This window comes from Amycolatopsis iheyensis (assembly GCF_024703995.1).
GTDB classification, from domain to species: domain Bacteria; phylum Actinomycetota; class Actinomycetes; order Mycobacteriales; family Pseudonocardiaceae; genus Amycolatopsis; species Amycolatopsis iheyensis.
This window is the reverse complement of the sequence record NZ_JAMXQV010000014.1, coordinates 34,301-52,918: the sequence shown is the minus strand read 5'-3', so window position 1 is coordinate 52,918 and position 18,618 is coordinate 34,301. Positions and strand designations below refer to the sequence as shown.

The following is an 18,618-nucleotide window of genomic DNA, read 5'->3' as shown; positions in this document are numbered from 1 at the left end:
CGAGCCTACCGGCTCCCACTTGGTGGACCGTACCGCAAATCACATTTTTTGTTAGGTGACCCTAACTTACCGTGGAGGGTGTGACTCGATCTCTTCGCGTAGCCGTCGTGGGCGCTGGCCCCGCGGGTATCTACGCCGCCGACATCCTGGACAAGTCCGACGCCGACGTGACGATCGACCTCTTCGAGCGCATGCCGGCGCCCTTCGGGTTGATCCGCTACGGCGTCGCGCCCGACCACCCGCGCATCAAGGGCATCGTGACCGCCCTGCACAAGGTGCTCGACAAGCCGAACATCCGGTTGCTGGGCAACATCGACTACGGCACCGACATCAAGCTCGACGAGCTGCGTGAGTTCTACGACGCGGTGATCTTCTCGACCGGCGCGTCCGCCGACCGCGCGCTCGACATCCCGGGCGTCGACCTCGACGGCAGCCACGGCGCCGCGGACTTCGTGTCCTGGTACGACGGCCACCCGGACGTGCCGCGCAGCTGGCCGCTGACCGCGACCTCGGTCGCCGTCCTCGGCGTCGGGAACGTCGCCCTGGACGTCGCGCGCATCCTCGCGAAGACGGCCGACGAGCTGCTGACCACCGACATCCCGGACAACGTCTACCAGGGGCTGAAGGCCAGCCCGATCACCGACGTGCACGTCTTCGGCCGGCGTGGGCCGGCGCAGGCGAAGTTCACGCCGCTGGAGCTGCGGGAGCTGGACCACTCGCCGAACGTCGAGGTCATCGTGTCGCCGGAGGACATCGAGTTCGACGACGGCAGCATCGCGGCGTTGCGCGCGTCGAAGCAGATCGACATGGTCGTGAAGACGTTGCAGGAGTGGGCGATCCGCGAGCCCGGCTCGCGCCCGAAGCGGCTGCACCTGCACTTCTTCCACTCGCCCACCGAGATCACCGGCGAGGACGGCCGGGTGACCGGCCTGCGGACCGAACGCACCGAGCTGACCGGCGACGGCAACGTCCGCGGCACGGGCGAGTTCCACGACTGGGACGTCCAGGCCGTGTACCGCGCGGTCGGCTACCTCTCGTCGCACCTGCCGGAAATCCCGTTCGACCACGTCAACGGCGTGGTGCCGAACCAGGCGGGCCGGGTGCTGGACCTCGACGAGAACCAGCTGCCGGGCGTGTACGTGACGGGCTGGATCAAGCGTGGCCCGATCGGCCTGATCGGCCACACCAAGGGCGACGCGGCGGAGACCATCGCGAGCGTGCTGGCGGACGCGGACACCCTGCAGGCCCCGAAGTACGACTCGCCCGACGCGATCCTCGACTTCCTGGCCGCCCGCGGAATCCCGTTCACCACCTGGGAAGGCTGGGGCAAGCTCGACTCGCACGAGAAGGCGCTCGGGCTCGCGGCGGGCCGTGAGCGCATCAAGGTCGTGGAGCGCGAAGAGATGACGCGCGTCTCGCGCGACTAGGAACCCAGGTACGCGAGGACGGCGAGCACCCGGCGGTTCGTGTCATCCGAAGCCGAGATGCCGAGCTTGGCGAAGATGTTCGCCGTGTGCTTGCCGACCGCGCCTTCGCTGAAGTGCAGCCGGGCCGCGATCGCCGCGTTCGAGCAGCCTTCCGCCATCAGGCCGAGGACCTCGCGTTCGCGCGGGGTCAGCGCGGCGAGCGGGTCGGATGCGTTGCCGGACAGGAGTTTCGCGATCACTTCGGGGTCCATCACGGTGCCGCCGGCCGCGACCCGGCGGACCGCGTCGATGAACTGGTCGGCGTTGAAGACGCGGTCCTTCAGCAGGTAGCCCGATCGCGCCGGTGCCGTCGGCGAGCAGTTCGCGGGCGTAGAGCTGCTCGACGTGCTGCGACAGCACGAGAATCGGCAGTCCGGGGATTTCGCGGCGGGCGGCCAGCGAAACCTGCAGCCCTTCGTCGGTGTTCGTCGGCGGCATCCGGACGTCCACAATGGACACTTCGGGCCGGTGTTCGCGCAGTGCTGCCGCCAGTTCCGGGCCGCTGCCGACCGCCGCGACGACGTCGAAACCGTGCGCCGCCAGGAGGTGCGTCAGGCCGTCTCGGAGGAGGTACTGGTCCTCGGCGACGACGGTTCTGGGTCGAGCTGACACGGGATCTCCACCATCGCCCTGGTCGGCCCGCCGATCGGGCTGGTCAGGGTCAACCTACCGTCGAAGCCACCGAGCCGGCGCTCGATTCCGCGCAGCCCCGAACCCCGCGCCGGAACGGCGCCGCCGGGACCGTCGTCGGTCACCACGATCGTCAGCAGGTGGTCCTCGAAGCCCACCTCGATCGACGCGCGCTTCGAGCCGTGCTTCGCCGCGTTGCCCAGCAGCTCCGACACCGCGAAGTACGCGCACGCCTCCACCGGCTCCTCGACGCGGCCCGGCAGCGAGCCGGTGACCTCCGCCTTCAGCGGGCTGTCCAGCGCCATCGCTCGCACGGCGTCCAGCAGCCCGCGTTCGGACAACACCGGCGGGTGGATGCCGCGGATCAGCACCCGCAGCTCGGTCAACGCCTCCGACGACGCCGTCCGCAGCTCGGCCGCGAGCCGTTTCGCCGCGGCCGGGTCGGTGTCCACCAGCGCCTCGACCGCGCCGAGCTTCAGCCCTATCGCGACCAGCCGCGACTGGATCCCGTCGTGCAGGTCGCGTTCGATCCGCCGCAGCTCCGCCGCTTGGGTGACCGTGACGTCGGTGCGGGTCTGCTTCAGCCGTTCGACGCGGGCGGCGAGCCGGGTCGCCTCCGTCGGGCCCAGCCAGACCCGCGCGAAGCGCGCTTGGTGCCGGGCCAGCCAGGTCGTCGGCAGCAGGCCCGCGACGACCATCGCCAGCATGGCGGGGGTCTGCGCGAGCGCGCCGAGGTGCGTCGACACCGCCGGCAGCGGGAACCAGTCGATCGGCGACGAGACGAACGGCCGCCACACCCAAAGTGCGGCGAGGCCGACCACTCCCCGGCTGACCAGCGCGACCGTCGGCAGGACGAGGACCACCGAAACCAGTGGGAAGAGCACGGCGCCGGCGAGGTCGCGCCAGGTGGCGCGGTCCCGGTAGACCCACCGCGTGCGGGCGTGCTGGAGCGGCCAGAACGGCTCCTCGTACAGCTGGTTACCAGCCTGGTAGAGCCCGTCGGGGCGAGGCACGGGCAACCCCGGCGGCGGCAGGTACGGTCGCGTGATCGACACGCCCGTCCAGTTCCCGATCTCCCGGCGCAGCGTGTCCGTGATCTTCCGGTTCGCCAGCACGACCGGGGTGGCCACCGGCATGAGGAAGACCATCACGACCAGCTGGACGATCGCGAAGACCAGCTGCACCACGGAAACCGCCAGCAACCCGACCTGGTGACCAAGCGATTCGACGTGCCGGTGCAACCAGTTCCGGCGCGGCTCGGCGGGCGGCCGGGGGCCGAGCCACCAGCGCGTCCAGTGGCCGTAACCGGGCAGCACGGCGGGACCGCCGAGCAGGACGGCCACCGGCAACAGCAGCGTGACCAGCGGGTTCACCAGCTGCCAGGTGAACTCACGCCCCGCCGCCGGGTCCTCCAGCGCCCACGTGAGCCGGTGCTGCCAGCGGATCCAGAACGCGCGCTTGTAGAGCTGGTTGCCGTCGCGGTACCAGCCGTCGCGCTCGCGCACCGGCTCCGGCGGTTCGGGCTGGTAGGGCGGCTCGATCTCGACCCCGCACCAACGCGCGGCCAGCGTCCGCGCGACCGTCGAGCGGCCACGCGCCCACTCGACCGCGGGGCCGAGGAAGAAGACCAGCCCGACGCACAGCAGCGCGAACGCGATCAGCTCGACCAGCACGTCCACCCAGCTGAGCAAGGCGAACGCGGCCAGCGCGCCCGCCCGCCCGAGCGCTCGCAGGTACGTCATCACCGCACCTCCTTCCCCCGGGATCATCGCCGCACCGACCACGTCCGCGCACTGGCCGAAACTCCCCGAACGGGGTGGGCCCAGCCCCACCCCCGTGTCAGCAAAACCCTACTTGAGCTGGGGATTCAGCGTCATTCTGCGCGGCCGCGAACCTTCGTAGTTTCGTAGCCATGCCACTCATCGAAGTCACCGATCTCCGCAAGAGCTACGGCAGCCGGGTCGCGGTCGACGGCGTTTCGTTCACCGTCGAGCGCGGCGAAGTCTTCGGCATCCTCGGCACGAACGGCGCGGGGAAGACCACCACCGTCGAATGTCTCCAGGGCCTGCGCCGCGCCGACGGCGGCACGATCTCCGTGCTCGGCCTCGACCCGGCCACCGACCGGGTCGCGCTGACCCGCCGCGTCGGCGTCCAGCTGCAGGAGAGCCGGCTGCCGGCGAAGCTGCGGGTGCGGGAGGCGCTGGAGCTGTTCGCCTCCTGCTACCCCGAGCCCGCCGACGTCGACGGCCTGCTCGACCGGCTCGACCTCCGCGACCACGCCCGCAGCTACTTCGGGAAGCTCTCCGGCGGCCAGAAGCAGCGCGTGTCGATCGCGCTGGCGCTGGTCGGCAACCCCGAGCTGGCCATCCTCGACGAGCTGACCACCGGGCTCGACCCGCACGCCCGCCGCGAAACGTGGCAGCTGGTCGAGGGCGTGCGCGCCACCGGCGTCACGGTCCTGCTGGTCACCCACTTCATGGACGAGGCCGAGCGGCTGTGCGACCGCGTCGCGATCTTCGACGCCGGGCGCGTGGTCGCCACCGGCACCCCCGCCGAGCTCCGCCAGTCCGTCGACGCCGCCACTCTGGACGACGCGTTCGTCTCGCTCACGAGGAGCACGCTGTGAACACCTTCGCCAAGATCACCACCACCGAAGCCAAGCTCTTCCTCCGCACGCCGATCATGGCCATCGCGGGCCTGCTGATGCCGGCCGCGGTGCTGCTGGCGGTCGGGGCCATCCCCGGCATGACCGAGCCCAGTGACAAGACCGGCGGCGCCCGGTTCATCGACGCCTGGGTGCCGTCGGTGATCGTCGTCAGCCTCGCGATGCTGGCGCTGCAGTCGATCCCGGCGGCCGTCGCGACCTACCGCGAGCAGGGCGTCCTGCGCCGGCTGGCCACGACCCCGGTGCACCCGGCGAACCTGCTGGGCGCGCAGCTGCTGATCCACGTCGTCGTCGCGCTGGCGGGCATCGGCGTGACGCTGGGCGTGGCCAACGCGGTCTACGACGTCCCGATGCCGAAGCACCCGCTGCTGTTCCTGCTGACGCTGCTGCTCGGCACGGTCTCGATGTTCTCGTTCGGCCTGCTGGCGGCGTCGGTCGCCCGGACGGCGAAGTCGGCCGGCGCGTTCGCACTGGTCGCGTTCGTCCCGACGATGTTCTTCGGCGGCGTGTACCTGCCGCGGCCGCTGATGCCTGCGGTCCTGCAGCGAATCGGCGACTACCTGCCGCCGGGCACCCAGCCGCTGCAGGACACCTGGACCGGCTCGGGCGTGCAGCCGCTGCAGCTGCTCGTGCTCGCGGGCTTCGCGGTGATCGGGACGGCGCTGGCGGCGAAGCTCTTCCGCTGGGAGTGATCCGCCATATTGGTGATGATCATCGTTTTCTCTTGTGGCCCGGACACCCGGCCGGTAGCCAAGAGGGTGGCCCTGCTCAAACTGGAGGTTCGATGTCCCTGGACGTGTCACCCGCGCTGCTGGAGAAGGCCGAGCGCGGCGAGGTCACCGACGCCGAGTTCGTCACCTGCGTCAAGGAATCCCTGCCCTACGCCTGGGAGGTCATCACCGGCGTCATCGCCGACGCCGAGGGCGCGGCCGACGGCTTCGCCGACAACGAGACGCCGCCCCCGAGCGAGGCCGCCCGCGGCCAGTTGCTGCGGGCCCTGGCCTCGGACGCGATCCGCGGCGGCCTCGAGCGCCACTTCGGCGTCAAGCTGGCCTTCCAGAACTGCCACCGGGTCGCCGTGTTCAAGAACTCCGAGCTCGACGGCGACCGCTACCGCGCGTTCGTTTCGCCGCGCGGCCAGCTGCTCAACCAGAGCCCGGAGCTGCGGGACTGCTAGCCCGCAGCGCGGGCAGCACCTCGGCGCCGATCCGCGCGATGTTCTCGTACGTCCCCTCCGGCGTACCGGACGCCTCCACGAGCATCAGCACGTGGCCGACGCCGGTGCGCCGGAGGCTCGTTCCCAGGGTCCGGACGCAGTGGGCCGCGGTGCCGACCGGGTGGATCGCGCAGAGCTGTTCGGTGTACTCCCCCGGGTCCCGCGCCGGCCCGGGTCGCCCGTCGACCGTGACGTGCGCGCCGAGCCCGTCCTTCAGCCAGCCCGGCAGTGCTTCGCGGACGACGTCGACGTCGCCGACCTGGCAGAGCACGGTCGAGACGTGGTTCGCGGGCTTCCCGTAGGCCGCGACGGTGGCGGCCTTCTCCTCGTCGCCGGCGTGCAGGCCGAGCAGCAGTGGCAGGTTTCGCGCGGCCGCTTGGCGCACCGCGTCGGACTTCGGCCCACCACACGCGACGACGACGTCCGGCCGCCGTTCCGGGGCCGGCACCAGCGGCACCTCCCGGAAGGCGAAGTGCCTTCCCTCGGCTCCGACCCGGCCGGTGGCCGCCCTCAGGAAGACGTCGAGGGTTTCTTCGAACCCGGTCTCGTAGCGGTCCAGCCCGGTGCCGAACACCTCGAGGTCCTGCCACGGCCCACCCCGCCCGACGCCGAGCCGCAGCCGGCCGCCGGAAACGGCGTCGAGCAGCGCCCACTGCTCGGCCAGCGCCACGGGATGCGTCGTGGACAGGACGCTCACCGCGGTCCCGACCCCGATCCGCGACGTCCGGCCGAGCACGTGCGCGGCGAGCGTGATCGCCGACGGGCAGACGCCGTAGGGCAGGAAGTGGTGCTCGGCGAACCAGACGTCGTCGAAGCCGGCTGCTTCGGCCAGCTCGGCGGCCCGGACCGATCGGCGCAGGACGTCGCCGTCCGACTGGCCCGGGAAGCGGCCGCTGACCAGGAAGACGCCGAACCTCAAGCGTCCAGCCCGGCCAGGAGCCGCGCGGCGGGCAGCCCGGTCTCCAGATACTGGACGAACAGGCGGTTGTGCAACGCCCGTGGTGAGCGCCGCTGCCGGATGCGGTCGATGGCCGCGGGCACGCCGAGCCCGAGTTCGACGAGTGCCTGCGCACCGACCAGAGCGGACCGGTTGAGCCCGGTGTGGCAGCGCACGAGGGTCAGGCGGCCGGCGCGGACGGCCTCGGCCGCGAGCACGGCGAACCGCTCGACGTCGGCGATCTGGGCCGCGGTCAGCGGCCCGTCCGGCATCTCGGCGAAGTGGTGTTCGATGTCGGGCGGCGGGCCGTGGCCTTCGCGCTGGTACAGGCTGAGCACGAGGTCGAACTCACGCCGGAGCACCACGGGCTCCTCGCCCTCGGGGCCGATCCGGACGTGCCCGCCCACCCACAGCCGGGGCCCGATCTCGTTCCACGGGTCTTCCGGCGGTGGTTCCCGGCGGTGCTTGTTCCGCGTCTTCAGTTGACCGCGACCTCGTTGAACCACAGCCGGGGCTCCAGCCACGGGAACACCACGAACATCAGCAGCGCGACGACGCCGAGCGCGAGGACCACCGCGATCGTCAGCTTCACCGCGAACGGGCCCGGGAACTTCCGCCAGAGCCAGGCGTACATCAGGCTTCCCCGATCTTCGAGAGCAGGTCGCCGTAGTCCTTGACCTGGTTCTTCGGCACCTGCTGGGTCAGCACCGAGGTGATGATGAGCCGTTCCTTGGCGGAGAACTGCGGGTGGCAGGTGGTGAGCGTGAGCAGCGCGGCCTGCTGGGCCTTCGGCAGCGCTTCGGCGTCCTTGTACGGGACCGGGTTCACCGCGGTGCCCTCGCTGGGCAGCACGACCTTGCGGCCGAAGGTCTCGCTGTAGGCGCCGCCGCCCTCGGCGTTGGCGTCGCGCAGCGTCGAGACGCCCTTGCACTTCGGGTCCGCGCCCTTTGCGCCGGCCCAGTCGTCGATCTCGTCGTCGTAGGGCAGGACCTTGTAGATGTAGAAGTCGGTCGAGGTTTCGATCACGATCTGGTCACAGGAGGAGAGGTTGTCCAGGTCGTTGAACGGGGCGCCCTTGCCGACGCGGTGGCCGGCGACGGCGAAGTTGCCGGGCTCACCGGGCAGCGACGTGCCCTTGTAGTGGCCGGGGCCGACTTCGAGGGCCTTGTCGTCGGTGCCCTCCTGGATCGTGAAGTTGTAGTCGACGCCGAACGTCGGGATGTGGATCCGGGCGAACGCCTTGCCGTCGACCAGCTCGGGGTGCAGCGTGCGGTCGTGCGCCCACTCGCCGTCGAGCTGGTCGCTCGCCTCGGACTGCTTGCCCGCGGAGAACAGGTCGGTCACGTACAGCTCGTAGACCATGAACAGCAGCACGACCAGGCCGAGCGTGATGAGGACTTCGCCGGCCGTCCGGATCGCGACACCGCCCCTGCCCAGCGGGGCCGGGGCGGGCTTCTCGGCGGTCGCGGTGCCACCCTTCCCGACCGGGGCGAAGATGACGGTCTCTTCGTTCGCGCCGGGCGGCGGGGGCGGGCTGGTGTAGCGCCGGGGCGGGCCCTGCGGACGGCGGGGCGGCCGGCCCTGCGGATCACGCGGCGGCTGCTGCGCACCACGCTGACCGGGGCGCGGCGGCACCTGGCCGCCGGGCGGCGTTGGCGGCTGGCGGCGCTGGGGCACGGGCCGCTGACCGGGGTGTCTGCGCCGGTCGTCTTCCGGCCCTTCGCGTGTAGCCACGCAAGCTCCTCTCAAGCCGCGTCGAACACTTGGTGACCCCGACGTCACGGTACGGGAAATCCGACCACTCCTGGCCGCTGCTTTCCTACCGTCGTTTACGTTAACGTGTGCACGTGGCGCTGGTTGCGCACCCTCAGCGGGACATCGCCACCAGACGAGCCCGAAGAGCACCGCGAGGAACACACGATGCCCAAGTCCAAGGTCCGCAAGAAGACCGCTTACACCCCGCCTGCCGACCGGCGTACGCCGGTGAAGGTGCGGGCCGCCGGCCCCAGTGGCCTGGCCTGGAAGATCCCGATGTTCGGGTTGATGCTCCTGGGCCTGGTGTGGCTCCTGGTGAACTACATCGCCGGGGACAAGATCTCCTGGATGGCCGACCTGGGCAACTGGAACTTCGCCGGCGGGTTCGCGCTGATGATCGCGGGTCTGCTGATGACTATGCGCTGGCGTTGATAATTACTCCAAATGGCGGCTTGACGCCGAATTACACCGGTGTGACTCATCCCCAGTGTGGATAACCCCTGTGGATAACTACCCCACCTCCTGGGCACCACGTCGGGCCCTTGTGCTATCGGCTTGGGCGGTCACCGCGCTGCTGCTGGCCGGCGTGGTGACCGACGCGCTGACCGGGGACCGCGGCGGCCTCGTCCTGTTCGCGCTCGCGGCGGTGGCCGTCGGCGCGTTCGCCGGCCACGCCACGCTCGTGCGGCCGCGGCTGGCCGCCGACGCCGAGGGCCTGGTGACCCGGACGCTGAGCGGCACGCACCGGCTGCCGTGGGGCCGGACGCGCACGCGGCTGCGCACCACCCGCCGGTTGGGCCGCGACGGCGTCACGCTGGAGGTCGAGCACGAGGACGAGCTGTACGTCTTCGGCTGGCTCGACCTCGGCGAAGACCCGCGGGACGTCCTGGACGTGCTGAGCACGCTGCGGGCGCGCGGCTAGCGGCAGCTGTAGAGCTCCTGGCCGCGGTACTGGACGAACTGGCACGTCTGGGTCGCGACCTCGGTGTCCTTGTAGATCAGCAGCCCGATCATCGCGGCGACGAGGATGGCGATGCCGGCCACCTGGTAGGTCGCCTGCCGGGCCTGCGGCGCGTACAGGATCGCCACGGTGACCAGCGCGCCGGTGACCAGGCCGCCGACGTGGCCGAGGATCGAGATGTTCGCGACGCCGAAGGTGATGAAGGCGTTCAGGGCGAGCGTGATGATCAGCCCGGTCGGGTTGAGGCGCAGCTTGAGCACGATCACCGCGTAGGCGCCCATCAGGCCGAACAGCGCGCCGGACGCGCCCGCCGTGCCGCCGTCGAGGTTGTCGAACAGCAGGACGGCCGTCGACGCGCCGAGCATCGAGACGAAGTAGAGCGCGAGGTAGCGGGTCTTCCCGAAGACCGGCTCGAGGGCGCGGCCCATCATCCACAGCGAGAACATGTTGACCGCGATGTGGATGGGCCCGTAGTGCAGGAAGCCCGAGGTGAACAGGCGCCACCACTCGTCGGCGCCGAACGTCGCCTGGCCCCAGAGCACGCCGAGCTGGAAGAGGCTCGACTGCTGGTTGTCGTTGAGGCTCCGGGCCTGCAGCACGGTGCCGAGGAAGACCACGACGTTGATCGCGAGGATCGCCTGCGTGGCGAGGAACGAGTTCGACAGCCGCGCGCCGGTGATCGTGCGCTGGCCGAAGCCGGCCTCCTGGTAGCCGCGGTGCTGCCGGCGCTGCTGCTGACCGCCGGCGTGCACGCAGTCGGTGCACTGGAAGCCGACGGGGGCCTCACGCAGGCAATCAGGGCACGCCGGACGCCCGCACCGGGAACAGCTCAGCCCGGTCGGGCGGTTCGGGTGCCACCAGCACCCGGGGAGCGCGGCTTGTGGTTCGGCGGCGGGGTTCGGCGGTTGGCTCACGATGAGACCAACCTACCGAAACCTCGCGTGCCGAGCTTCAGTGCGCTCAGTGCTCGACGGTGACCTTTTCGATCACGATGTCGTTCAGCGGGCGGTCCGCCGGACCGGTCGAGGTGCGGCCGATCGCGTCGACGACGGCGCGCGACTCCTGGTCGGCCACCTCGCCGAAGATCGTGTGCCGGAAGTTGAGGTGGGTGGTCGGGGCGACCGTGATGAAGAACTGCGAGCCGTTCGTGCCGGGCCCCGCGTTGGCCATGGCCAGCAGGTACGGCTTGCTGAACTGCAGCTCCGGGTGGAACTCGTCGCCGAACTTGTAGCCGGGGCCGCCGCGGCCGGTGCCGGTCGGGTCGCCGCCCTGCAGCATGAAGCCGTCGATGACCCGGTGGAAGATCGAACCGTCGTAGAAGGGACCGGAGTTCGTGCCCGCCGCGTTCGGCTGGGTGTACTCCTTGGTGCCCTCCGCGAGCCCGACGAAGTTCGCGACCGTCTTCGGCGCGTGGTCGGGGAACAGGTTCAGGTGGATGTCACCCTGGTTGGTGTGCAGCGTCGCTTTCACACGCGTCATCGTGCCACTCGTTCAAGCTTTCGGGGGGTCCGGGGGCTTTGCGGGGTGAGTAACCGGGTACTCACGCAGGAAGACGGAGCGAAGCGGCCCGAAAAAGGGCACGATAGGTTACGGGCAACAGAGCAGTGTCAAAACGATTGATGAGGTGAAGGCCATGTCCCGGGCGACCGCCCAGGCCGTCGACGCCGCCGACAAGCTGGTCTCCGAAGGAGCCAAGTCCGGCCGCCGCGTGCAGAAGCAGCTCGCGAAGAAGACGGAGCTGACCCGCAAGGAGCTCAAGAAGAGCTCGAAGGCTGCCCGCAAGGAGGCCCTCGCCCGGCTCTCCGAGCTGCGCAAGCCGGGCCGCAAGGCGAAGAAGGCCGCCATCAAGGCCGCGAAGGCGGCCGGCGAGTCGAAGCGCCGCGGCAAGAAGGACTTCAAGGCGGCGAAGAAGGACTTCTACGCCGCAGTCGTCGACGCGAAGGCCGCGGCCAAGGGCACGCGCAGCCGTCGCAAGTGGCCGTGGCTGGTCGGCCTGCTCGTGGTCGGCGCCGGTGCCGCCTACGCGCTCCGGTCGAAGCAGGAGCCGCCGGTCGCGCCCGCGCCGCCGAAGGCCACCCCGCCCGCGCCGAAGCCCGCCGAAGCGGCGAAGCCGAGCCCGCAGGCGAACGGCAAGGCCCCGTCGCCGGCGCCCGCCGAGAAGAAGAACTGAGCCGCACACGAAGAGGCCCCTCGGGCGTGCACCCGAGGGGCCTCTTCAGTGCTGTCTGCGATCAGGCGTTGGCGGCGTGCTTGTCGACCAGCGCGCCGAGGCGGGGCAGCGCCTCCTCGACGTTCTTCTTGCCGTTCGGGCGCAGCTTGCCGTAGACCTTCTTGATGCTGTCGCGGCTGCTCTTCTCCGCGCGCGAGTCGGTGACGCTCAGCAGCGCGTCGGAAGCCTCGTCCGAGCGGCTGGTCAGGTAGGCGCCGAAGTCGTTGCCACCCTTGGCCTTGTAGTCGCCGTAGAACGGCTCGAGCGCCACGACGAAGTCGGGCAGCAGGGTGTCGACGGCCGAGGGGATGATGCCCGGCTTGATCTTCTTGACCGCGGCGAAGCCGGTCTTCACGACGGCACCGGAGACGCCGCCCTTGTCCGAGACCTCAGCGTCGACGAGGCCTTCGAAGTCGGTCACGACAGCCGGGCGACGGCTGGAGTCGAGCAGGATGTCCTTGAGGGTGTCAGCCACGAATCTTGTCCTTTGTCGTTGCAGAGTTGGTGCCCCGCCCCGGGGTGGGGATGCCCCGGTGGCTGCGGTGCGCGAGTCCACGAAGCCTGCGCGTGACGCACAGGGTAATACAAGATCAACATCACTCACCCGTGTGGAGCCCGCTACCTAGAGCTTCAGGGCAGCGATAGCCTTCTTGACCACTGTGCGTGCTTTCACGCTCTGCTTCTGGTTGGTGGTCGCGATGACCGCCGACGCCCCTTTCGAGACAGCGTAAACGGCGCCGTCGTCGGCCGACTGGTAGCCGCCCTTCCAGCCCGTCGGATCGCTCGCCGGGTTGGACGTGTCGACCGGCGCCGCCTTGTTGACCAGCGCCGTCGCCGTCTTCGCGTCCCCGACGTAAACCCGCACGGTGAGCTGGATCTTGCCGTCGGGGCGGTAGAAGAAGCACGACGGGAGCGGCTGGTCGGCCGACACGCGCACCTTCGAGACGTGCTGGCCGTTCGAGTCGGCCACGAACTCGCTGTCGAGGTAGGGGCAGTCCTTCGTCGCTCCCGGTTGCGGGTCCGGGGGCAGCTCGGCGCCCGCGGCCGTGCCGGTCGACGCGGACGGCGGGCTGGTGGTCGCGGTGCCGGTCACGATGGTGGGGCCGCAGCCGGCCAGCAGCACCACGGCGGGCGCGAGAAGTACGAGTCGTCGCATAGCGCGCACAGTCAACCATGAAGCATGTGTGAAAACCGCTGGCTGAACTCGCCGTGACGGCCGGGCGTGCGACGATGGCCCCTCACGGTCTGAGGGAGGTCCCGGCGTGCTCACCCCCGAGCAGTACCTCGGCGTGGTGGCCGAGCGTGTCCAGCGTTCCGGCGGCCGGCTGAACTCCGTGCAGATCGGGCCCGCGACGGCCGTCGTCGGCCTGTTCACCGAGTCGGTGATGCTGACGACGATGAACTACTGCGTGGTCGCCGCGCCCGTGCCCGAGGTCAGCGCCGCCGCGTTGTACGACTTCACCGGCCGCGCCACGCAGCACGCCCGCGCGAACATGGTCGGCACCATGGGCTGGACCGCGGGGTCGGTCGTGATCGCCGGGCTGGTCTCCCCGACGGTGTACCCGGACGCCGCGCAGGCCGCGTCGGCGAAGACGAGCAACCAGTTCGGCGGCGAGACGCGGATGGTCGCGGTCGATCTCACCGCCGGGCAGGCGTACGCGTTCACCGGCGGGAAGATGTGGGGCGCCGCGATGCACGGCGCGATCCGCGCCAAGCTGACGTTCTGCTTCCCGCCGCCCGCCGAGGCGTGGGAGCAGGTGCAGTGGCAGCAGGCCCAGCAGCCGCCGCAGCAGCCACCGCCCCCGCAGCCGCCGCCGGGCTGGCAGCCGCAACCCCAGCCGCCGATGGCCGCGCCGCCGGTGCCGCCACCGCCGTACGCCGGACCGGCCGGGCCGCAGCCGCCGGTCTACCCACCGCCGGGTCATCCGCCGCAGCAGGGGCCGTACGGTTACTGACATGGTGGCGTTGCGCGGCTGGCCGTCGTTCCCCGAAGAACTTCCCGTGTTCACGCCGGAAACGGCGCCGGCGGACCCGCGGGAGCTGTTCCTGGAGTGGCTGACCGAGGCCGGCGAGCACGTGCTGGCGCCGCACGCCGTCACACTGTCCACAGTGGACGCCGACGGCGCGCCCGACGCGCGCGTGGTGATCCTCAAGGACGTCGGCCCCGGCGGCTGGGCGGTCGCCACCAGCTCGGAGAGCCCGAAAGGCCTGCAGCTGCGCAAGGATCCGCGTGCCGCGCTGACGTTCTTCTGGCCCGGACGTGGTCGTCAGGTCCGGCTGCGCGGGCCGGTGTCCCCTGCCGCGCCCGAGGTGTCCGCCGAGGACTTCCTGGCCCGGCCGCCCGCCTCGCGCGTCGAGGCGTTCATCGGGCACCAGTCGCAGGTGCTGCACGATCCGGCTGAACTCGACGCGGCGGCCGCGGAAGCCGAGCGCTGGGTCGGGGAAAACCCCGGCGTGGCCCCGGAAACGTGGACGCGGTACCTGGTGGACCCGGACGAGGTCGAGTTCTGGCAGGCCAGTCACGACCGGCGGCACGTGCGGCTGCGCTACCGGAAGACCGAGCGTGGCTGGGTCACCGAGCGCCTCTGGCCTTGACGGCCCGGGCGCGGCGGCGTAGGCAGGAAATCCGACAAAACGGAGGCCCTGATGCGCCGGATCGTCGTCCTCACCGCCACCGCCGCCCTGTCCGCCGGGCTCCTTTCCGGCGCTTCCGCCGGTGAAGTGTCCACGCCACGGCACCCCGCCGTGTTCGAGACGGTGTTCGCCGCGCCGCTCGGCCTGGAAGGCCTGACCACCGACGGCCGCGGCAACCTCTACTCCCCGGCACGGGGCGCCGACCCGTGCCCGGTCTACCGCGTCGCCGCGGCCGGCGGTCCGGCCGCGGTCGTCGGGACGATCCCGGCGCCGTGCAGCCCGGCCGGGCTGACGTTCGACCGCAGGGGCCGGCTGTACGTCGCGAACGGCGAGACCGTGGTGTCGTTCGTGCCGGACACGGCGAACCCGCCGGCCGCGACGGTGTTCGCCGGCGGCGTTCCCGGCGCGAACGGCCTCGCGTTCGACCGGTCGGGCGCGCTGTGGATCTCCGACGGCGGCACCGGCCAGGGCCGGGTGTGGCGAGCGGGCGCGGACGGCGTCGCGGTCGAACAGTTCCGCGTGCAGCCACTGGTCAGCGACGTCGTTCCCGGCGGGCTCGGGCGCGATGTGCGTGGCCTGCCGCCCGGCACGGTGACGATCACGCCGAACGGCCGGACCGCGGCGGACACCGCCGGTTCGCAGCACATCGTGGCGAACGGCCTGGCGTTCACCGCGGACGGGACGTTGCTGGTCGCGGACACCGCGCGAGGCGCGCTGTGGCGCGTGCCGATGGACCGCGCCGGCCGCCCACGCGCGGCGACCGGCTGCGACGCCGCGTTCCCGGCGAACACCCTGTGCCTCGACGACCTCGAGGTGCAGCACCCGTACCTCGAAGGCGCGGACGGGATCGTGATCGACCGCGCGGGCACGGTCTGGACGGCGGCGAACGAGCGCAACGCGATCGTCCTGGCCCGGCGCGACGGCCGCGTCGTCGAATACTTCCGCAACCCGGCGGACGCGACGTCGAAGCTGCGCAACGACGGGCCACTGGAGTTCCCGACCAGCCCGGTGCTGCTGCCGGACGGCCGCCTGTGCGTGACGAGCTCCGACGGCAACCGCCGGGACAACGCGCCGAACACGGCGGGCGAAGCGACTCCGACGGGTCCGGTGCGGGCGAAGATCTCCTGCGTCAAGCCCTGAGCGCGGCCAGCCGCGGCGCTCGTGACTTCGGTGAGTCGAGGCTGAAGCTGCGGGCGTCGCCGAGGTCTTCGCGGACGAACTCCTCGGTCGCCGCAACGGCTTCACGCAGGGCATCGTCTTCCCGGCCGAAGAACCGGTGGACGATCTTCCCGGTGCCGACGTCGAACTCCCACAGGCCGGCGAGCCGGCCGCGGTCGACGATCAGGTGGCACGGCGGATCCGCTTCGCCGCCGAGCGTGCCTTTTCCGCCGGGCACGGGACGTTCCGCGTCGGCCGGGTCGAGCAGGCGCGGGAGGTCGCGGTGCAGCAGGTGGACGCCGTCGATCCCGGCGACGAGCGCGTAAGAAGGCTTGTCCGGCACGGTGAACGCCTCGAATTCCGCCGCGAGGTCTTTCGGCAGCAGCAGATCCGTGCCCTCGACGGGCTGCAGCTCCAAAGATTCGACGGCTTTCTTCGCCGCGGCCGCGGTCCGGCCGGAGAACCACCGGAAGTGCTTGAGGGACGCCGGCGCGGCCCAGGCGAAGTACCGCCGGGCGAGTTCGGCGTCCACATCGGACGGTGGGGTGCGGGGCACCCACCGGACATAGCCGTAGCGCTGCTGGTCCAGCCTGCCGTTGACCGGCACGCGCCGGATCTCGCCCTGCGCCTGGAGCAGGCCGAGCGCGAGCGGCAAGGTCGTGGTGACGCCGCGCTTCTTGCCGGCGTCACCGAGGTTGCGGACGGCAGTCCCCGACGCGGCCTTCAGCTTGGCCGGGTCCAGCGGCTCGTCACCGAGGACGTCGAGCACGACGTCACAGAGCTTGCCGATCTCTTCCCGCGTCACGGCGAGGTGCTTCTCCGCGGCGGCGAGTTCGCCTTCGGGAGCACCCGCGCCGACGGCCAGGCCCAGCGCGAAATCGGCTTCGGGCAGGACGTACGTGCAGCCGCGGGCCGACGGGAGTTCGTGGATGACCAGCCGCGCGACGTCGGCGTCCACTGCCTCGCGACGCAGCCCGGCGCGGGCGAAGAGCCCCAGGTAGGGAGCGGATCCGCCGACCGACCGGGCCCAGCCGGTCCGCTCGAGGACCTCGGCCGCGGACGTGCCGCGGAGCGTGCCGTCGAGTCCCTGCCGGTGGGCCCACCAGGCCCGCAGCCGCGCGGTCGTCATGCGGGCAAGTATGGCCGTTCGGGGGTATCCCGCGCCCGAACCGTTGTGATGATGATGGATCATGCGTTCGAAACTGCTGACCGCCGGGCTGGTCCTGGCGCTGACTGCCGCACTCGGGGGTGTGGCCGCGGCCGACGCGCGTCCTGGGGGACGACCGAAGCTGACGGACCCGCATCCGTGCCCGAACCAGCCGGGCTTCACGTGCTCGACGCTGACCGTGCCGCTCGACCACACCGGCCGCGTGCCGGGCACGCTCGACCTGCCGATCGCGACCTCGGACAACGTGTCCGCGCCGAAGGGCGTGCTGCTGTTCCTGACCGGCGGGCCCGGCCAGGGCGGCGTCGGCACGATCACGCGCATCGCCACGCAGCGGCTGCCGGAAGTCGCGAAGGACTACCGGTTCGTCATGCTCGACCAGCGCGGCACCGGCGCGGGCGCGCTGAACTGCCCGGGGCTGCAGGCGCAGATGGGCAGTTCGGACATCGCGACGCCGACACCGGAAGCGGTCACCGAGTGCGCGCGGATCCTCGGCCGGACGGCGCCGCTGTATTCGACGGACCAGAGCGTCGCGGACTTCGACCAGCTGCGGCAGGCGCTGGGCGTGCGGAAGATGGTGGTCGACGGCGTCTCGTACGGCTCGTTCACGGCGGCGCGGTACGCGATCGCGCACCCGGGCAACGTCGGCAAGGTCGTGCTGGATTCGGTGCTGCCGCACCACGCTTCCGCGTCGGCATCGCTGTATCTGACGGGCCTGACCGCCGAGGCCCGGGTGCTCCGCGCCGCGTGTTCGGTGGCCCCGGCCTGTGGCTTCGACCCGGCGGACGACCTCGCGTGGGTGGTCCGCCACCGGACTGCGGCGGAGGGGGTGAAGATCTTCGACGCGATCGTCGCGTACGAGTTCAACGACCCGACGTACCGTTCGGAAGAGGCGGGCGACATCATCGACGCCCTGCACGCGGCCCGCGGCGGCTCGCGGGACTGGCTCGACCAGGTGGTCACGGGCTACACGACCGAGGACGTGCCACCGGCGGCGTTCAGCAGCGGCCTCCACGCGGCGACGTTGTGCGCGGACCAGCGCTTCCCATGGGGCTCCTCGTCGACGCCGGTTTCCCTGCGGCAGCCGCTGTTGTCACTGACCGCGCGTGCGCTGCCGGCTTCGGCGACTTGGCCGTACACAACGGAAGTCGCGACGCAGCAGGGATTCATCCAGAGCTGCCTGCCGTGGCCGGCGGAGCGCGCCGGCTCGAACCCGGCCGGTTCCCTGCCGAACGTGCCGGTGCTGTTGCTGAACGGCGATCGCGATTTGTCGACACCGCTGGAGTGGGCGCGCGAGGAAGCGTCGACCGCGCCGAACGGCAAGCTGGTGATCGTGCCGGGCGAGTCGCACTCGATCCAGAACCGCGAGCGCGGCCACGCGGGCCGAGACGCGGTGCTCAGCTTCCTGCGGTGACGAGAAAAGCCGGGTCGGCAGCTGCCGACCCGGCTTCGTTGTGGAGCTGAGGGGAATCGAACCCCTGACCCCCGCCTTGCAAAGGCGGTGCTCTACCAATTGAGCTACAGCCCCGGGTGCGGGCGGCGCGCCGCCCGCACGGAAACTCAGTTGTGGGACGCGCCCGCCGGCTTGGCCGGGGTCGTGCCGTTGTTGGAGGGGACCGGCGCGGTCGCCTCGCGCCAGAGGTCGGCTTCCGCCTTGGCCGCCTTGTTGCGCTTCACGACGAACAGGACGCCGCCCGCGATGACCGCGAGTGCCAGCAGCTTCTTCACCGAAGCCCCCTTCTCAGCTTGCTTCCCTTACCCCGCGATGTTACTGCACCGGGACCGGGCGCCGTCGGGGCGGTGGTTCCACGTGGAACCACGA

The 18,618-nt window shown here is 71.1% G+C and carries 22 protein-coding genes, 1 tRNA gene and 1 pseudogene; 11 read left to right on the top strand and 13 right to left on the bottom strand.

Annotated features, from left to right (window positions below; genetic code table 11):
• Nucleotides 1-107 precede the first annotated feature (107 nt).
• Nucleotides 108-1,427, top strand: coding sequence for an FAD-dependent oxidoreductase (locus tag M8542_RS25540; protein WP_257922769.1), 1,320 nt, complete (start codon nucleotides 108-110; stop codon nucleotides 1,425-1,427).
• Here the strand turns inward: M8542_RS25540 and M8542_RS25535 are convergent.
• Both M8542_RS25535 and M8542_RS25530 read right to left on the bottom strand, forming a co-directional pair.
• A pseudogene (locus M8542_RS25535) lies at nucleotides 1,424-2,078 on the bottom strand (response regulator). The gene M8542_RS25540 and the pseudogene M8542_RS25535 sit on opposite strands and share 4 nt — an antisense overlap.
• Entirely contained in the window at nucleotides 2,018-3,838 is a 1,821-nt protein-coding gene (locus M8542_RS25530; protein WP_257922768.1) for a sensor histidine kinase, read from the bottom strand. Before M8542_RS25530 ends, M8542_RS25535 begins: the two are co-directional and overlap by 61 nt.
• A gap of 170 nt (nucleotides 3,839-4,008) precedes the next feature.
• Here M8542_RS25530 and M8542_RS25525 point away from each other — a divergent pair, with 170 nt between their 5' ends.
• The 3 genes from M8542_RS25525 to M8542_RS25515 all read left to right on the top strand — a co-directional run bounded on the left by M8542_RS25525 (nucleotide 4,009) and on the right by M8542_RS25515 (nucleotide 5,938).
• Nucleotides 4,009-4,722 (top strand): ABC transporter ATP-binding protein, encoded by a 714-nt coding sequence (locus M8542_RS25525; protein WP_257922767.1) that lies wholly within the window; start codon nucleotides 4,009-4,011, stop codon nucleotides 4,720-4,722.
• Nucleotides 4,719-5,453 (top strand): ABC transporter permease, encoded by a 735-nt coding sequence (locus M8542_RS25520; protein WP_257922766.1) that lies wholly within the window; start codon nucleotides 4,719-4,721, stop codon nucleotides 5,451-5,453. The genes M8542_RS25525 and M8542_RS25520 overlap by 4 nt, the downstream gene beginning before the upstream one ends.
• A 92-nt stretch (nucleotides 5,454-5,545) precedes the next feature.
• Nucleotides 5,546-5,938: an SCO5389 family protein gene (locus M8542_RS25515; protein WP_257922765.1), complete on the top strand. Its 393-nt coding sequence runs from the start codon at nucleotides 5,546-5,548 to the stop codon at nucleotides 5,936-5,938.
• On the opposite strand, the gene M8542_RS25510 is transcribed toward M8542_RS25515, so the two are convergent.
• The 4 genes from M8542_RS25510 to M8542_RS25495 form a co-directional block, all read right to left on the bottom strand.
• The gene (locus tag M8542_RS25510; RefSeq protein WP_257922764.1) at nucleotides 5,907-6,896 is read right to left on the bottom strand and encodes an LLM class flavin-dependent oxidoreductase; all 990 of its coding nucleotides are present in this window, start codon (nucleotides 6,894-6,896) and stop codon (nucleotides 5,907-5,909) included. The two genes, M8542_RS25515 and M8542_RS25510, sit on opposite strands and share 32 nt — an antisense overlap.
• Nucleotides 6,893-7,276: a protein-tyrosine phosphatase family protein gene (locus M8542_RS25505; RefSeq protein ID WP_257922763.1), complete on the bottom strand. Its 384-nt coding sequence runs from the start codon at nucleotides 7,274-7,276 to the stop codon at nucleotides 6,893-6,895. Before M8542_RS25505 ends, M8542_RS25510 begins: the two co-directional genes overlap by 4 nt.
• 116 nt (nucleotides 7,277-7,392) lie before the next feature.
• Nucleotides 7,393-7,548, bottom strand: a complete 156-nt coding sequence (locus M8542_RS25500) for a hypothetical protein (protein ID WP_086675995.1) — start codon at nucleotides 7,546-7,548, stop codon at nucleotides 7,393-7,395.
• Nucleotides 7,548-8,648 (bottom strand): class E sortase, encoded by a 1,101-nt coding sequence (locus M8542_RS25495; protein ID WP_372508599.1) that lies wholly within the window; start codon nucleotides 8,646-8,648, stop codon nucleotides 7,548-7,550. Before M8542_RS25495 ends, M8542_RS25500 begins: the two co-directional genes overlap by 1 nt.
• 186 nt (nucleotides 8,649-8,834) lie before the next feature.
• On the opposite strand from M8542_RS25495, the gene crgA reads away from it, so the two are divergent.
• Both crgA and M8542_RS25485 read left to right on the top strand, forming a co-directional pair.
• Nucleotides 8,835-9,101 (top strand): cell division protein CrgA, encoded by a 267-nt coding sequence (crgA, locus tag M8542_RS25490; RefSeq protein ID WP_257922762.1) that lies wholly within the window; start codon nucleotides 8,835-8,837, stop codon nucleotides 9,099-9,101.
• A gap of 112 nt (nucleotides 9,102-9,213) precedes the next feature.
• Nucleotides 9,214-9,591 carry a PH domain-containing protein gene (locus tag M8542_RS25485; protein WP_257922761.1) on the top strand — a complete coding sequence of 126 codons (378 nt, stop codon included), beginning with the start codon at nucleotides 9,214-9,216 and terminating at the stop codon, nucleotides 9,589-9,591.
• Here M8542_RS25485 and M8542_RS25480 read toward each other — a convergent pair.
• On the bottom strand, nucleotides 9,588-10,544 hold the full coding sequence (locus tag M8542_RS25480) for a rhomboid family intramembrane serine protease (RefSeq protein WP_257922760.1): 957 nt from the start codon (nucleotides 10,542-10,544) through the stop codon (nucleotides 9,588-9,590). The genes M8542_RS25485 and M8542_RS25480 overlap by 4 nt on opposite strands.
• Nucleotides 10,545-10,590: 46 nt before the next feature.
• The gene (locus M8542_RS25475) at nucleotides 10,591-11,109 is read right to left on the bottom strand and encodes a peptidylprolyl isomerase (protein WP_257922759.1); all 519 of its coding nucleotides are present in this window, start codon (nucleotides 11,107-11,109) and stop codon (nucleotides 10,591-10,593) included.
• A 154-nt stretch (nucleotides 11,110-11,263) separates the two neighbouring features.
• On the opposite strand from M8542_RS25475, the gene M8542_RS25470 reads away from it, so the two are divergent.
• Nucleotides 11,264-11,800, top strand: coding sequence for a hypothetical protein (locus M8542_RS25470; protein WP_257922758.1), 537 nt, complete (start codon nucleotides 11,264-11,266; stop codon nucleotides 11,798-11,800).
• Nucleotides 11,801-11,861: 61 nt separating this feature from the next.
• Here M8542_RS25470 and M8542_RS25465 read toward each other — a convergent pair whose 3' ends face one another.
• Complete coding sequence (locus M8542_RS25465) at nucleotides 11,862-12,314, bottom strand: DUF6918 family protein (RefSeq protein WP_257922757.1); 453 nt, start codon at nucleotides 12,312-12,314, stop codon at nucleotides 11,862-11,864.
• A gap of 147 nt (nucleotides 12,315-12,461) precedes the next feature.
• Nucleotides 12,462-12,995, bottom strand: coding sequence for a DUF2020 domain-containing protein (locus M8542_RS25460; RefSeq protein ID WP_257922756.1), 534 nt, complete (start codon nucleotides 12,993-12,995; stop codon nucleotides 12,462-12,464).
• Nucleotides 12,996-13,101: 106 nt separating this feature from the next.
• Here M8542_RS25460 and M8542_RS25455 point away from each other — a divergent pair, with 106 nt between their 5' ends.
• Genes M8542_RS25455 through M8542_RS25445 form a run of 3 tightly spaced genes read left to right on the top strand, consistent with a single transcriptional unit; the run spans nucleotide 13,102 to nucleotide 15,613 of the window.
• Nucleotides 13,102-13,794: a hypothetical protein gene (locus M8542_RS25455; protein ID WP_257922755.1), complete on the top strand. Its 693-nt coding sequence runs from the start codon at nucleotides 13,102-13,104 to the stop codon at nucleotides 13,792-13,794.
• Nucleotide 13,795: 1 nt separating this feature from the next.
• Nucleotides 13,796-14,434 carry a pyridoxine/pyridoxamine 5'-phosphate oxidase gene (locus M8542_RS25450; protein ID WP_257922754.1) on the top strand — a complete coding sequence of 213 codons (639 nt, stop codon included), beginning with the start codon at nucleotides 13,796-13,798 and terminating at the stop codon, nucleotides 14,432-14,434.
• A 51-nt stretch (nucleotides 14,435-14,485) separates the two neighbouring features.
• Nucleotides 14,486-15,613, top strand: coding sequence for an SMP-30/gluconolactonase/LRE family protein (locus M8542_RS25445; RefSeq protein ID WP_257922753.1), 1,128 nt, complete (start codon nucleotides 14,486-14,488; stop codon nucleotides 15,611-15,613).
• On the opposite strand, the gene M8542_RS25440 is transcribed toward M8542_RS25445, so the two are convergent.
• Nucleotides 15,603-16,760 (bottom strand): DNA glycosylase AlkZ-like family protein, encoded by a 1,158-nt coding sequence (locus M8542_RS25440; protein ID WP_257922752.1) that lies wholly within the window; start codon nucleotides 16,758-16,760, stop codon nucleotides 15,603-15,605. The genes M8542_RS25445 and M8542_RS25440 overlap by 11 nt on opposite strands.
• A gap of 61 nt (nucleotides 16,761-16,821) precedes the next feature.
• Between M8542_RS25440 and M8542_RS25435 the strand changes: the two genes are divergently transcribed.
• Nucleotides 16,822-18,210 carry an alpha/beta fold hydrolase gene (locus M8542_RS25435; protein WP_257922751.1) on the top strand — a complete coding sequence of 463 codons (1,389 nt, stop codon included), beginning with the start codon at nucleotides 16,822-16,824 and terminating at the stop codon, nucleotides 18,208-18,210.
• 41 nt (nucleotides 18,211-18,251) lie between these two features.
• Here M8542_RS25435 and M8542_RS25430 read toward each other — a convergent pair.
• A tRNA-Ala gene (locus M8542_RS25430) sits at nucleotides 18,252-18,324 on the bottom strand.
• A gap of 32 nt (nucleotides 18,325-18,356) precedes the next feature.
• On the bottom strand, nucleotides 18,357-18,524 hold the full coding sequence (locus M8542_RS25425) for a DLW-39 family protein (protein WP_086679331.1): 168 nt from the start codon (nucleotides 18,522-18,524) through the stop codon (nucleotides 18,357-18,359).
• Nucleotides 18,525-18,618 lie beyond the last annotated feature (94 nt).

Coding starts and splice junctions, on each gene's coding strand:
- M8542_RS25435 (WP_257922751.1), top strand. CDS start 16,822: ATGCGTTCGAAACTGCTGACCGCCGGGCTGGTCCTGGCGCTGACTGCC.
- M8542_RS25530 (WP_257922768.1), bottom strand. CDS start 3,838: ATGACGTACCTGCGAGCGCTCGGGCGGGCGGGCGCGCTGGCCGCGTTC.
- M8542_RS25450 (WP_257922754.1), top strand. CDS start 13,796: ATGGTGGCGTTGCGCGGCTGGCCGTCGTTCCCCGAAGAACTTCCCGTG.
- M8542_RS25500 (WP_086675995.1), bottom strand. CDS start 7,548: ATGTACGCCTGGCTCTGGCGGAAGTTCCCGGGCCCGTTCGCGGTGAAG.
- M8542_RS25475 (WP_257922759.1), bottom strand. CDS start 11,109: ATGACGCGTGTGAAAGCGACGCTGCACACCAACCAGGGTGACATCCAC.
- M8542_RS25470 (WP_257922758.1), top strand. CDS start 11,264: ATGTCCCGGGCGACCGCCCAGGCCGTCGACGCCGCCGACAAGCTGGTC.
- M8542_RS25515 (WP_257922765.1), top strand. CDS start 5,546: ATGTCCCTGGACGTGTCACCCGCGCTGCTGGAGAAGGCCGAGCGCGGC.
- crgA (WP_257922762.1), top strand. CDS start 8,835: ATGCCCAAGTCCAAGGTCCGCAAGAAGACCGCTTACACCCCGCCTGCC.
- M8542_RS25460 (WP_257922756.1), bottom strand. CDS start 12,995: ATGCGACGACTCGTACTTCTCGCGCCCGCCGTGGTGCTGCTGGCCGGC.
- M8542_RS25445 (WP_257922753.1), top strand. CDS start 14,486: ATGCGCCGGATCGTCGTCCTCACCGCCACCGCCGCCCTGTCCGCCGGG.
- M8542_RS25525 (WP_257922767.1), top strand. CDS start 4,009: ATGCCACTCATCGAAGTCACCGATCTCCGCAAGAGCTACGGCAGCCGG.
- M8542_RS25440 (WP_257922752.1), bottom strand. CDS start 16,760: ATGACGACCGCGCGGCTGCGGGCCTGGTGGGCCCACCGGCAGGGACTC.